Genomic DNA, 13134 nt, shown 5'->3' with positions numbered 1-13134 from the left:
CCTCCACCCTAGTGGAGTCTTACTGCCAGTTAATGCGGGATAAGTCCAGGAACCTCTTCTTTTCCGTTATTGGTCTGCAAGTTTACGAATTACTTCAGCTAGCAAACTCGTTCTTTCCACCAATGTAGGGATTTCCAAGTATTCATCCTCATTATGTGTATTTCCTCCCACTGGCCCTAATCCGTCTATCGTGGCAACTCCCATGGCAGAGGTGAAGGAGGCGTCGGAACCACCGCCTGTTGCTACATCAGTTACTTTGATTCCTAATTCTTCGCCAGTTTCCTTGATAATTTCTAAAAGGTCTATCGTTTGTTGGTTTTTCACCATTGGCGGTCGGTTAATGCCGCCTTCGAGCTCGATCGACGTACCGGCTACGTCGGAAGTTGCGCATATTTCCTTTATTTTTTGGTCAAGCACTTCAGCTTGTTCTATATATGTGATCCTTACATCGACATGGGCCACGGCAGTCGGCGCAATCGTATTGACGGATTCTCCTCCTTCAATTATACCCACACTGACGCTTATCCCTTCTTCGTGATTCGTCAACGCATGCAGTTTAATGATTTTATGGGCAAGCTCTTCGATTGCACTGATTCCATTTTGTGGTTCAACGCCTGAGTGAGCGGCCTTCCCTTTCACATAAACGGAGTAACGTCCGCCGCCACGACGCGCAGTGACGAGTGAACCATCCTTCCTAGCAGGCTCCATAATAAGGGCGTACTTTTTGCCTTCCGAGTACTTTTCAATGAGCGGCCTTGAAGTTGATGATCCGATTTCTTCATCACCATTCAAAATGATTTGTATTTTCTCGAGTGCTGTAGGATTCTTTTCTTTTAATGCCTTAAGTGCATAGAGAAGAGCTACCTGACTAGCCTTCATATCAATAACGCCAGGTCCATATGCCCGATCGCCGTTGATCGTAAACGGCCTTTCACTCGCCGTTCCAACACGGAAAACTGTGTCCATATGCGCAACCGCGAGCATTGTCGGATTGTCGTTCCCCTGATATGTGATGACCATATTATTTCCGTTTTTGGGCTCTTCGATCACTTCGACTTCGAATCCCAATTCCTCATATAGCGATTTCAATATCCCGCCCACTTCATCAATTCCTTCTTTATGTGTAGAGCCTGAATCGATATTAACGAGCTTCTCAAGCAGCTGAAGCATTTCAGTTTGTTTCGTTTGCAAGTATTCCTTCAACATTTCCCACCCTTTCTTTACTCGACAATATGTCGGAACCATCGATATTCAACGGAAAATGGCAAGCGGTGAAATGGCCATCCTCGAGCTCCTGCAATTCGGGCTCAACGAGCTCACATTTCGTTTCCGCATATGGACATCTCGTCCGGAATCTACATCCGGACGGAATATCGACGTTGCTCGGGATATCCCCCTCGAGCAACACCCTTTCTCTATCCCGAATGTGAGGGTCTGGAAGCGGGACAGCGGAAACGAGGCTTACCGTATAAGGGTGCATAGGTTTATTGAATAATTGAGCTTTCGTCGTAATTTCTACGATTTTCCCTAAATACATGACGGCAATTCGATCGCTTATATATTTAACAGCCGGCAATCCGTGTGCAATGAAAATGAACGTCAGTTTATATTCCTTTTGCAGTTTGATCAACAAGTTCAAAATTTGTGCCTGAATGGAGACGTCCAGAGCGGAAACCGGCTCATCACAAATGATCAATTTGGGACGCAGTGCAATCGCTCGGGCGATGCCGATACGTTGCCGCTGCCCTCCACTGAATTCATGTGGATACCGTTTTCCGTAAGACCTGTCAAGTCCTACAGCATCCATAAGCTTGAATACTTCTTCCCGTATTTCACGTTTCTTCATCGTCGTATGTGTTTTCAACGGTTCCCCGATAATATCGACGACCCGCATACGTGGATTTAATGAAGAAAACGGATCTTGGAAAATCATTTGGATGTCGGCACGTGATTTCCTTACCTCTTCTTTTGTGAGGGAGTCCATGTCTTTGCCGTTGAAGATGATGGTTCCTTCTGTCTTATCAAGCAAATTCACTAGTAAATTGCCGGTCGTCGATTTTCCACAGCCTGACTCGCCGACGATTCCAAGAGTTTCTCCTTCATAAACCGTAAAATCGATTCCATCGACAGCTTTCAGGAGTTTCTTTTTGCCAATGCCTTCCGATATCTCAAAATGCTTTTTCAAACCTTCCACTGTCAATAAAGGCGGATGTTCTTTTAACGTACCCATATTAAATAGCATCCTCCTTTTCCTCGTACAGCCAACATCTCACTTTATGGTCGTAATCTACTTCTTTCAATGCCGGTTCGTTCAACGTGCATACGTCCATTGCGAACGGACAACGCGGATGGAATTTGCAACCTGTCGGCATGTTTGACGGAGTCGGAACTGTCCCGGTAATGGATTCAAGGACCTCGTCTGTTTCGTGGAATTTCGGTGTACTATTGAGCAAACCTTTCGTGTACGGATGCTTCGGTTTGCTGAACAGCGTATAGACGTCGGTATGTTCAACAACTTGGCCGGCATACATGACGACGACTTTATCCGCCATTTCGGCAACAACACCGAGATCATGAGTAATCAATAAAATCGCAGTGCTATTTTCTTTTGCGAGCTTTTTCATCAGCTCCAAAATTTGAGCCTGAATCGTTACGTCCAATGCCGTTGTCGGCTCATCTGCAATGAGCAACTTCGGATTGCATGATAATGCCATCGCAATCATGACACGCTGCCGCATCCCGCCACTTAACACATGGGGAAATGAATGATACACTTTTTCCGCCCGTGGAATTCCGACGTGGCGAAGCATTTCTATACTTTTCACTTTCGCCGTTTTTTTATCTACTTTTTGATGCAACTTAATAGACTCGGAAAGCTGATTACCGATTGTGAATAAAGGATTCAACGAAGAAAGCGGCTCTTGGAAGATCATTGCAATTTCATTGCCCCGTAACTTCCGGTACTCTTTTTTTCCGAGTGTCGTCAAGTTTTTCCCTTCGAATCGAATACTCCCTTTTTCCACTTTCCCGGGAGCTTCGATCAGCCCCATAATGGAAAGTGATGTGACACTTTTACCTGAACCCGACTCCCCTACAATAGCTAACGTTTCCCCTTCCTTCACTTCGAAGGACACCCCATTTACAGAAGGTATGACACCATGTTCCGTTCTGAAATAGGTATGTAGATCATCTACATCTAAAATAGCCGTTCCTGTCTTCATTTCCCTACACCTCCTTAACTTCTGCTTTGCGAACGAGGATCCAATACATCACGGAGCCAATCGCCTAAGAAAATGATGCCTAACACCGTAATCGTTATGGCAACCCCTGGGAATGTCGCCAACCACCAACTCGTTGCAAGATAATCACGCCCGTCGCTCAAAATGCCTCCCCATGACACTGTCGGGGGTTGAACGCCGAGCCCTAGGAAACTTAACGAAGCTTCCAAAATGATTGTCGTCGCAACACTCAACGTCGAGATGACGATAAACGATGAGATGACGTTCGGCAAAACATGTCGACTAATGATCTTCACATTTCGAACTCCGATGGAACGAGCTGCTCTCACAAATTCCCTTTCTTTTATGGACAGAGTTTCTCCTCTCACAATCCGTGCGTACGCGACCCAGTTCGTTACCCCAAGAACGATGATCAACGTCGGCACACTCGGTCCAAATACCGCCAAGAAGACTAACGCAAATAAAATATTCGGAATGGATAGGAAGGAATCGACAATTCGCATCAGAACCGCGTCCAACCATCCGCCATAATAGCCAGATGCAAGGCCGACGACGATGCCGATCATTCCAGCGAGAATGACTGATGCTACGCCTACGATTATGGAAACTCTTGAACCGTAAATGATTCTGCTCAAAATATCCCGACCAAGATTATCTGTGCCAAGCAAGTGCGCTTCATCGCCACCTTCCATCCAGGACGGGGGCTTCAGCATTTTAGCCGGATTGATGAGGGCGGGATCATGTGGAGCTAAGAAATTTGCGAAAGCTGCCACGAAGCATACAAACAGGACAATGATGAAACCGACTGTGCCTGTTTTACTTTTTAATAGCATTTTCAGCCAACGAGTAATAAAATGTAAAATTCCCCTACTCTTCATTGCACTGACATTGCTATCTGCGGCATGCGTTTGTAGATTTGCAGACATTTGACTCCCCCCTTAACTGTATTTGATTCGTGGATCCAAAATTCGATACACAATGTCTGCCAGTAGATTCATCAAGATGACCAGTATCGCGATAATGAACACACTTGCCTGTACGATTGCCATATCCCTCGTATTGACGGCCTGAATGAGAAGTTGCCCAAGTCCCGGCCATGAGAAGACCGTTTCAGTAATTAACGCGCCGCCGACAAGCGTCGACGTTTGCAATGCGGTAATGGTGACAACGGGTATGAGTGAATTCCGGAATGCATGTTTATACACAACAAAGAAATCTCGAAGCCCTTTACTTTTTGCGGTTCTTACATAATCCTGGCTCAATATTTCCACCATGCTGGACCGGATCAGCCTCGTCATTTCTGCGGCAATTCCCGTTCCAAGAGTGATCGCTGGCAATATCAAATGCGCCATTGTTCCTCTACCTGATACTGGAAACCATCCTAGAGTGACCGAGAACAATAAGATCAACATAATTCCGAGCCAGAAGTTCGGCATTGCTTTCCCGATGACCGCTCCACCAGTTGCCAATAAATCCAATGAAGAGTTTTTCTTCGTAGCAGACCATACACCGAGTGGTATCGCAATAATAATTGCAATGATCATGGCCGCTGCTGCCAATTCCAATGTGGCAGGCAATCGTTCAAGAACTAATGGCAAAGCATCGGTATTATATCTGAATGATTTTCCGAAATCCCCTTGGACGAGACCTAACATATACTTTCCATATTGGACGATAAATGGCTGGTCAAGCCCTAACGCTATCGTCAATTGTTCGATATCCTCCTGGCTAGCATCTTCGGGAAGCATCAAGGCCACGGGGTTTCCTGCTATGAAAACAAGCGAAAAGACAATAAATGAAATAATGATCAGAACGGGTATGAACTCAAGAATCCGTTTCAGAAGAAATTTAAACATAGTGGCCTCCTTAGTCGGTTTTACAACCCCAAATTCCAAATTAAAAGAAACGGGCCAGGAAATTTGCTCCCCGGCCCTACAATCAGGTTCTATTTCCGTTTGATTTTCGGAACGTAAATCATTTCATCCTGAGGTGGATTGAATTCAATCCGATCACTAACCCCAGTGTTGATCGTTTCCTGATAAAGCTGTACGTGCGGTACATCCTCGGCCGCGATTTCCTCGATTTTTTGAATTTGCGCTTCGCGTTCATCCGAATTCATATTTGAAGCGGAAGCATTTAGCAATTCCTCGATTTCATCGTTTTTATAATCCGTTTCACCTACGAACCGTTCTGCACGGTACCAGTCAACCGCATAGGCGCCATCGAACATGGAATTTCCTAATCCGAGAAGGTATGCATCCTTATTCTTCTTCGCTGTCCGCATTTCAGTGAAGTTGCTCCATTCCATGAATTCGATGTTCACTTTAATACCTGCTTGAGCAAGCATACCGGCGATCATTTCTGTTACTTCGGCATCTTGTAAGTAACGTCCGCGCGGTGAATGCAATGTCATTTCAAAGCCGTCCGGATAACCAGCCTCTGCAAGAAGCGATTTTGCTTTTTCGAGATCATAATTATAAGTGTCATATAATTTAGGGTTATGGCCGAAGTTACCCGGGCCGACTCGTGTACGTGTCGGAGTTCCGCCGCCTTTCAATGCATGCTCGGCGAGCGATCCGTCGTCGATGGCATAGTCAATCGCTTGACGAACTCGGACGTCGGCAGTCGGATACCCTTCCGTCGCCCGTAAAATTAACATGATTGTACGGTTGGAAGTATTCTTCTTCATTGACGTACCTTCATTTTTATCGACACGATCCCAATCACTTGGTGGAATATTAACGGCAATATCGACTCCGCCCGTCAATAGCTCGGAAACCCTAGTGGAGTTTTCCGGAATGATACGGAAGACTACTTCATCCCACTCATCTACTTTTCCTTCAAAATAGTCTTCAAATGGAACCATTACAATGCGGTCGTCCCTTTTCCACTCTTTAAATTTATATGGACCTGTTCCAACCGGATTCGATAGGAAATGATCCCATCCGTTTTCTTCAATATATTTTTTCGGAAGCATACTAGAGCCAAGTCTTGATAATCTATGGAACAAAGACGGCTCAGGAGCATGTGTGATGACCTTGAACGTCAATTCGTCCACAATTTCTACTTCTTTAATTTGCTTATAGTTAGGATATTCTCTCAATGTTTCGTCTGTTGCAACCCGCTCAAGAGTGAACTTGACATCTTCAGAAGTAAGGGTGTCGCCATTATGGAACTTCACGCCTTCCTTCAGTTTCATCTGCACAGTCAATTCATCCAATTGCTCAAATGTATCAACGAGTTCCGGTTGAATGACGTTGTTGTCATCCCTTTTGAAAAGATAGTTGAACATATTATCATGGACCGCTTCTGTCGACGTATTGTTATGATTGTGAATATCAAAGCTAACAATATCCGACCCCATTGCGATCGTTAATGTACGATTTTCTTCTGTCTTGCCGGATGATTCTTTACTGCTAGAGGTATTATTTTTGCTCGATGAATCATTATTACTTGTTGCACCTTCATCTTTCCCGCCACTGCATGCCGCTAATAACAACATCATTAATAGCGTTCCTGCAAAAAATAATAGATTTCTTCTTTTCATCTTCTGCCCCCCTAGTAAACTATTCATTCACACTTTCGTGAATAATTACAGATAATATTAAATGAATTTACAGCGGAATACAATATGTTTTTAGAATATATAAAATTAACGGAATCAAATAGTATTTTCTGACTAGTCATTATGGATTATTACATTTTTTCACCGTTAACAACCACTGAAGTAGGGAATATTAACAACATACCAATGTGAATAGGAGTTGTATGATTAAATGGCAATGCCAGTGGATAAAGGGCTCGATCATTCTGCTGATTTACTGACAGAAGGATACCATTTTATGCGAAATCGGTTCGATGAATTTGGTACGGATATATTCGAGACGAGATTGATGGGGAAAAAGATGATTTGTATGAAAGGCCCTGAGGCGGTTAGGCTGTTTTATGATGATTCCCGTTTCAAGCGGGAGGGCGCTGTTCCGAAGCGTATTCAGAAATCGTTGTTTGGAGAAGGCGGAGTGCAAACGCTTGATGGGACGGCGCATCAAGTTCGGAAGCTCATATTTTTATCGCTAATGACGGAGGCCGCGGTAAGGCGCGTCCACCAATTGACATTGGAACAATGGAGATTAGAAGCAAGTCGATGGAAGAGCGGACAAGAAGTCATTTTATTCGATAAGGCTGAAGAAGTGTTATGCCGAGTCGCTTGTTTGTGGGCGGGCGTGCCTCTGAAAGAATCTGAAGTGTCACAGCGGGCTTATGATTTAGGAGCTTTAATCGATGCGTTCGGAGGAGTCGGGCCGAGATATCGGGAAGGCCGGAGAGCTCGGAAACGGACAGAGGAATGGATCCGTTCTTTGATTGAAAAATACCGTTCGGGAGCTGTCGCGGACGGAGATCATCCGCTGGAAACCATCGCAATCCATAAAGATGAGAACGGGCAGTTATTGGACGCACAAATTGCCGCAGTGGAATTGATCAACATCCTTCGACCGATTGTGGCAGTTGCACGGTTCATCGTCTTTGGGGCACTGGCTCTTCATGACTTTCCACAATACCGCACAAAGTTAAAAGGTGCCGATGCTGAATTTATGGAGGCGTTCGCCCAGGAAATCCGTCGGTATTATCCATTTGCCCCATTCCTAGGAGCGATGGCACGCCATGATTTTGAATGGAGAGGCTATCAATTTAAGGAAGGCGATTCGGTTCTCATCGATCTTTATGGCACAAATCACGATCCGAAGAGTTGGAATCAGCCTGATCAGTTCAATCCTCACCGTTTTATAGAAGAAACCGTGTCCCCGTATAATTTTGTACCACAAGGCGGCGGAGATCCTGCGCGCGGCCACCGCTGTCCAGGGGAGGCAATAACCGTCGCGATCATAAAAGCAAGTCTGTCCTTTCTTGTAGAGGAGTTGGACTACTCGGTTGTCAAAGACCAGGATTTGTCGATTAATATGAGTCGCATGCCGACGCTTCCGGCGAGTCGGATGATCATTCAAACCAAATAAAAAATTGCCAGAGGAATTTTTCCTTTGGCATTTTTTATGTGAAGACTACCAGCCACTTATTACTCCTTTTAAAAAAGGCAGGGGCGGACCGGAACCTTTTTGCCGAACTTCTTTTTCCATGCTTTCAATGAATTCCTCAGAAGAATCCGTAATTGATTCATAAGTAACGGACGCTTTTACTTCGATGCGGTAATCTGGAAGTACGAGGTTCACCTTAAAGCGTTTAAGATTGCCATCGTTTTCAAGGATAACTTTTTCCACAGTATTTCTCACTTCTGCTTCAATAGGAATCAAATTAGATTCCATAATACGTAGGTAATCATCTGGATAAACGTTTTTTATAACTGGAAAAATATCATTTAAAGCATTGATATACGCAATTTCTTTTAACTGTCCACGACTTTCATTCTCACCCGCCTTCTTATCCACAAGTTCGGTCCATGATAGGATATCTTCATCTTCAGTATCTTCCTCTACCAAGAGGTCATCGAAAGCAGATAGCGCCTTTTTGGCTGCATTTACATACTCCAATGTTCCCGCAATTGCAGCCTGCTGCGTAGCGGTCGCAGCTTGTTGTTTGACGATGTATACTTTAGCGATATTCAACACAATTACGCAGATTGCAATCGAAACGACCATGATCCAAAGCATAAATATTAAACCATTTCCACGTTCATTTTTTAAATACTTCAATGGAGTAGCACCTTGCCTGTTGCTTTCGCCTCGAAGTCAATCGTTGGCCTCCATTTTTTTGGAATAACCTCAAGAGGATGACTCGCTGAAATCTTTAGATCAAATAGACTATCTTTAGATGGTGGATTGCAGTATTCAGTGTCGTTGTTTTGGCAAACTTCCACGCTATCAATTATTAGCACGCTGCTTTTGCCGATCGATTTATTGACAGCATTAACTGCGTCACTATAACTACCCGACAATGCATATGCCTGTGCACCATCGTTCGCAGCAGTTTTCAAACAGAGCACCGCATAGCCCGACGCGACAACTTGCCATAGTAGTATGAAAAACAGGAAGTAGAAAGGAAGAATGCCTAGGAATTCGATACTCATCGATCCTCTTTCATTACGAATGGACTTAAACTTTTTCACCGTAAACACCCCTTCAATCATTCGTGTCTGTTGATTTTGTATTGCAAATACCAAATATGGAATAAAATTAAGAGTACCCGGTTGAAAATTTCGTCTCCGGTTTTCTCCTCAATCGCCTCGGCGACACGGAAAACCGAATAGTATGTGATGCCAAGCCCGATGAACGTATTGATAATATTAAATGTCTCGACAAAATCCGTCCCCATTTCGGTAAGGAATGCCCCGCCGATAACGAAATAGAACGCAAGAAAGGCATATACAGCATATAGGAATTTCAGCCAGTTGTAGCTCACTTGAACTTTTCCTAGCTCGCCGATCGATTCTCTACGTGAAATGAACCAATATGGGACATAGACTCCAAATGTCACATTCGTCAACACAACAGCGAGAGCGGTATTTGTCTTTTTAAATGTTAGTTCGCCCATTCTTCCACCTCTCCAGTCATGCTTAGAAATTTTTCAGATAATGAGAATACCATAAAGGGAAAAATGAGTAATGAGAAAACCAATCGTGTTATGTTGTATGCGTCGTAACTCATTTCTAAGAATGAAGTAACGTATAGCACGCCTGACCATACCAATGTCACGATGGATGCCCATAAGATGATTTGTACCCATACTTGTATGAAATGGTTTATGTAGAAATCAACGGAATTTCGAATCCACTTTCTAATAGAAATCGTGCCGCTATACATAAAAGGTAAAATGAATAAAATTGGTAAGATAAGAATTCCTGGAACATAGAATGCAAATATCCCACCGTATACTAACACTGAAAAAACTAAGCCCATCAACAAAAGTGGTCCAATTGACCAAATAAATTCCTTAAGCATTGTTTTGAATTCCAATTCCTCGCTAACACTCGCTCTTTTGTATAAAGAAAAGAGCGGTCGAACAAAAATGACGAACATAAGAATATTCAATAATACATTTATCACATTTTCGCTGCCTGCCCAATCGACGGTAAATAGGAGTAAACTATAATTGGAAAAGATCAGCCATACAGGCACCATTACAACTAGCCCATACGCAACAATCTTCAATAGCTGTTCATTGTAATATTGAGCTGCCTCTCTCAACTATGAGCCCTCCTCGCTTCCATTTTCCTAAAGATGAACACACTTGCAATGACAATTCCACAAGCATTGACAAAGCTGAAGAATGCGATATCCGGTTCAAATAATAAAGGAATCTCGAAAAAGAAATGGGAGAACAGAATATTGATAATGACCAATGCGCATGCCAGCATGTAGGCGGTAAAGTAAGGGAATTGAAACGAGCGGGATAGATACCCTAACAAACCGTACGAAAAGACCATGACAATGATGGAATGGATTAAATAATCCGGGATGACAAGAACCATGACAAAGCTGAAGACAATCATTGCGATTGTTACAATCCCTAACACTTGTATGTATTTCATTTCTCCAAATACCCCTCCTTCACGTGGGATTTATAGGCAACCGAACTTAACAGGAATAGAAGCCAGCATGAAAGCAGATAGAGTATAGTTGAAACGTATGGCATCATGAATTCATTGCCAAAGAGCTGGAAAGCTGTTCGTGTAATTATGTAGTTTCCTCCGAATCCGAGAATGATCAGCAAAAACGGAATGGCATAGTAGACATACGCCACCCATTTTTTCTCTTTATCTCCGTCCGGGTAAACAATCGGCACTTCCGTTCGTTGGTCGTATCTAGCCAAAAAGTAAATACTAATGAATACAATGACTAGTAACAATTGAAAAACGATGTTTTCCTTTAACACTTTCAATAGCGGAAAAGTGAAAAGGAAGGTGAAAGCGTACAATTGATACGTAAGTGTCAACCGATACGCTTTCTCCTTATTTGATGGGAATCGGAATGATAATACGATTGGCATCGCCAGTAAAATGACAAAAATCACTGCAGCCCATTTTATGAATTGTTCGTCATAATCTGGAACGAATGCCACAATCCCCGCTGCCAATAGCGGTAAAAAATATCCCATTATCATTGCCTTGAATGGATTTCCCATCACTTACGACCCCCAACCTAACTTTTTAAACAGACTCTTCCCAAGGTTTTTGGCACCTTCGAAGACTGTTTTCACACCTGCTTCGATTTTTTCAACTACTTTTTTACCTGTTTTTGTCTGGGTTAGAGCTGCAAATCCTAGACCTGCTATAACTCCTACAACTGTTCCGACACCTGGAACAACACTTCCTACTGCAGCAGCCGTCATGGCAGATGCAGCCCATCCAGCACCAGCACTAACGACTGTAGATGCTGTTCCAACGATGACATCCGTTGTAATCCCTGCAGCTAAATCCATCCCTGTCCTAGTCGGATCATTGTAATTTTGAATGAGGCGGGTCCCGACACTTAATACGACATTGGTGAGACCGTTACCTTTCATCATTGTCTTCAGTTTAAAAAAGTCTTTGTTCGGCACCCAATTGGATTTTAAATAGTCTTTGACTTCCTTGCCAATTTTGCCGGGCGATGTGACTTCTTTCAAAAATCCTTGGAGATGCTTTTGCTTAATTTCGCTATCTGTACGTGGAGCATAAGTTACGTCATTGTGCGTCTGTTTTTTTAACTCATACCATTTCCGCTTATACTCGCCTTTACTATCACCCTTGACAACATCTTTTCTATTTTCAAAGGAACCTAGATAATCAGAGTAACGTTTGTTCACCCAATTACTGAAGAAATTATCACCCTTCAGTATTTTGGCTTTGCCATCTACGCGGTATAGATTTTTATTTCCCGGCGCCGTTTTTAAGTCCGTAATCCTGAAGCCTGCCGCGGTAGCCAATATGCCGTCAAATAGTTTTAAGTAGGTTTTTCGTTTCCCGTTCCATGATTTAACGTCTTTAGCTATTCCATGTGCTGCGATTAGCGCGTCAATCGTCGGACCCCCGCCTGTCGCGTCGCCGGATGTTCCTTCGCCTGAACCGGTTGAACCGCCGGATGGACCTGTTCCACTTGTGGAACCATCACCTTCGTTCGGCCCATTCCCTCCGTTTGGACCGTTACCACCGGCAGAACCATTGCCGCTATTCGGATCGTTGCGTCCTTTTGACCCATCACCGCCGTTTGGACCTTCACCGTCGGTTCCTTTGTTACCACCGTTTGGACCGTCACCACCATTTGGTCCTTCGGCGCCGGTACCTGCATTACCCCCGTTCGTACCTTCACCGCCCGAGGAACCTTCTCCACCATTTACATTGCCACCAGAATTACCGGCTTCCCCTCCATTTGATCCTTCGCCACCACTAACCGCTTCACCGGATATTGGAGGCGTTCCAACAGAAGCAGGAACATGTCCGTTAGTTGGTGATTGACCATTGGAAATGAGGAATTCCCCATATTCCGTACCGTTTAATGTACTTGGAATTAAAAACAATCCATTGTTTGTAGCGGTTATCGGAATAATTACCGTACCCGAAGTCTGGGAAAACACCCCTTCATACGAAGAGCCGTATGTATAAACCTCTCCAGGTGTCATGAATTCTCCGCCTGTATATGATTCCCCACCTGTGATTGCTTCCCCACCGGTAATCGGATCCGGAACATTAATCGCTTTTCCGGCTTTTAGCCAGTTGTCTGCCATCGCAATTCCTGGCAAAATGGTCCAGGACAGAATGACTGTCAGCATAAAGATGGCAAACGTCTTTCTTATCTGTCTACTATTCAAGTCCATCCTCCTTCCTTAGCCAGGAGTTTTTGTAGATATTTTTATGCTATTGCTTGGATTGCTGCACTATGTTGATTTGCTTCCTGTTCTTCAAAGC

The 13134-nt window shown here is 43.9% G+C and carries 14 protein-coding genes; 1 reads left to right on the top strand and 13 read right to left on the bottom strand.

The window, feature by feature from the left end:
* Window positions 1–66 precede the first annotated feature (66 nt).
* The 6 genes from MHZ92_RS08935 to MHZ92_RS08910 form a co-directional block, all read right to left on the bottom strand.
* Window positions 67–1203: a M20 family metallopeptidase gene (locus tag MHZ92_RS08935; RefSeq protein WP_239431336.1), complete on the bottom strand. Its 1137-nt coding sequence runs from the start codon at window positions 1201–1203 to the stop codon at window positions 67–69.
* Window positions 1172–2230 carry an ABC transporter ATP-binding protein gene (locus tag MHZ92_RS08930; protein ID WP_239431335.1) on the bottom strand — a complete coding sequence of 353 codons (1059 nt, stop codon included), beginning with the start codon at window positions 2228–2230 and terminating at the stop codon, window positions 1172–1174. Before MHZ92_RS08930 ends, MHZ92_RS08935 begins: the two co-directional genes overlap by 32 nt.
* A 1-nt stretch (window position 2231) precedes the next feature.
* Window positions 2232–3221, bottom strand: a complete 990-nt coding sequence (locus MHZ92_RS08925; RefSeq protein WP_239431334.1) for an ABC transporter ATP-binding protein — start codon at window positions 3219–3221, stop codon at window positions 2232–2234.
* A gap of 14 nt (window positions 3222–3235) precedes the next feature.
* Window positions 3236–4117, bottom strand: coding sequence for an ABC transporter permease (locus MHZ92_RS08920; protein WP_239431488.1), 882 nt, complete (start codon window positions 4115–4117; stop codon window positions 3236–3238).
* A 60-nt stretch (window positions 4118–4177) separates the two neighbouring features.
* Window positions 4178–5095 carry an ABC transporter permease gene (locus MHZ92_RS08915; RefSeq protein ID WP_239431333.1) on the bottom strand — a complete coding sequence of 306 codons (918 nt, stop codon included), beginning with the start codon at window positions 5093–5095 and terminating at the stop codon, window positions 4178–4180.
* Between the two features lie 89 nt (window positions 5096–5184).
* Window positions 5185–6786 (bottom strand): ABC transporter substrate-binding protein, encoded by a 1602-nt coding sequence (locus MHZ92_RS08910; RefSeq protein ID WP_239431332.1) that lies wholly within the window; start codon window positions 6784–6786, stop codon window positions 5185–5187.
* Between the two features lie 229 nt (window positions 6787–7015).
* Between MHZ92_RS08910 and MHZ92_RS08905 the strand changes: the two genes are divergently transcribed.
* A complete protein-coding gene (locus MHZ92_RS08905) occupies window positions 7016–8251 on the top strand; it encodes a cytochrome P450 (RefSeq protein WP_239431331.1) in 1236 nt (411 codons plus the stop codon).
* 45 nt (window positions 8252–8296) lie between these two features.
* On the opposite strand, the gene MHZ92_RS08900 is transcribed toward MHZ92_RS08905, so the two are convergent.
* From MHZ92_RS08900 to MHZ92_RS08870, 7 genes are read right to left on the bottom strand one after another with little or no spacing between them, the layout of a single operon-like run.
* A complete protein-coding gene (locus MHZ92_RS08900) occupies window positions 8297–8944 on the bottom strand; it encodes a pilus assembly protein TadG-related protein (RefSeq protein ID WP_239431330.1) in 648 nt (215 codons plus the stop codon).
* Window positions 8941–9357 (bottom strand): TadE/TadG family type IV pilus assembly protein, encoded by a 417-nt coding sequence (locus MHZ92_RS08895; RefSeq protein WP_239431329.1) that lies wholly within the window; start codon window positions 9355–9357, stop codon window positions 8941–8943. The genes MHZ92_RS08900 and MHZ92_RS08895 overlap by 4 nt, the downstream gene beginning before the upstream one ends.
* A 17-nt stretch (window positions 9358–9374) precedes the next feature.
* Entirely contained in the window at window positions 9375–9782 is a 408-nt protein-coding gene (locus MHZ92_RS08890) for a hypothetical protein (RefSeq protein ID WP_239431328.1), read from the bottom strand.
* Entirely contained in the window at window positions 9770–10435 is a 666-nt protein-coding gene (locus MHZ92_RS08885) for a hypothetical protein (RefSeq protein ID WP_239431327.1), read from the bottom strand. The genes MHZ92_RS08890 and MHZ92_RS08885 overlap by 13 nt, the downstream gene beginning before the upstream one ends.
* Window positions 10432–10779, bottom strand: coding sequence for a hypothetical protein (locus tag MHZ92_RS08880; protein WP_239431326.1), 348 nt, complete (start codon window positions 10777–10779; stop codon window positions 10432–10434). Before MHZ92_RS08880 ends, MHZ92_RS08885 begins: the two co-directional genes overlap by 4 nt.
* Window positions 10776–11372, bottom strand: coding sequence for a hypothetical protein (locus MHZ92_RS08875; protein WP_239431325.1), 597 nt, complete (start codon window positions 11370–11372; stop codon window positions 10776–10778). The genes MHZ92_RS08880 and MHZ92_RS08875 overlap by 4 nt, the downstream gene beginning before the upstream one ends.
* 3 nt (window positions 11373–11375) lie before the next feature.
* A complete protein-coding gene (locus MHZ92_RS08870; RefSeq protein WP_239431324.1) occupies window positions 11376–13037 on the bottom strand; it encodes a hypothetical protein in 1662 nt (553 codons plus the stop codon).
* Window positions 13038–13134 lie beyond the last annotated feature (97 nt).

This window comes from Sporosarcina sp. ACRSL (assembly GCF_022346605.1).
In the GTDB taxonomy this organism is placed as follows: Bacteria; Bacillota; Bacilli; order Bacillales_A; family Planococcaceae; genus Sporosarcina.
The sequence above is the reverse complement of the archived record's forward strand: the minus strand, read 5'-3'. Positions and strand labels throughout refer to the sequence as shown.

Coding starts and splice junctions, on each gene's coding strand:
- MHZ92_RS08890 (WP_239431328.1), bottom strand. CDS start 9,782: ATGGGCGAACTAACATTTAAAAAGACAAATACCGCTCTCGCTGTTGTG.
- MHZ92_RS08915 (WP_239431333.1), bottom strand. CDS start 5,095: ATGTTTAAATTTCTTCTGAAACGGATTCTTGAGTTCATACCCGTTCTG.
- MHZ92_RS08930 (WP_239431335.1), bottom strand. CDS start 2,230: ATGGGTACGTTAAAAGAACATCCGCCTTTATTGACAGTGGAAGGTTTG.
- MHZ92_RS08925 (WP_239431334.1), bottom strand. CDS start 3,221: ATGAAGACAGGAACGGCTATTTTAGATGTAGATGATCTACATACCTAT.
- MHZ92_RS08910 (WP_239431332.1), bottom strand. CDS start 6,786: ATGAAAAGAAGAAATCTATTATTTTTTGCAGGAACGCTATTAATGATG.
- MHZ92_RS08920 (WP_239431488.1), bottom strand. CDS start 4,117: ATGAAGAGTAGGGGAATTTTACATTTTATTACTCGTTGGCTGAAAATG.
- MHZ92_RS08880 (WP_239431326.1), bottom strand. CDS start 10,779: ATGAAATACATACAAGTGTTAGGGATTGTAACAATCGCAATGATTGTC.
- MHZ92_RS08905 (WP_239431331.1), top strand. CDS start 7,016: ATGGCAATGCCAGTGGATAAAGGGCTCGATCATTCTGCTGATTTACTG.
- MHZ92_RS08875 (WP_239431325.1), bottom strand. CDS start 11,372: ATGGGAAATCCATTCAAGGCAATGATAATGGGATATTTTTTACCGCTA.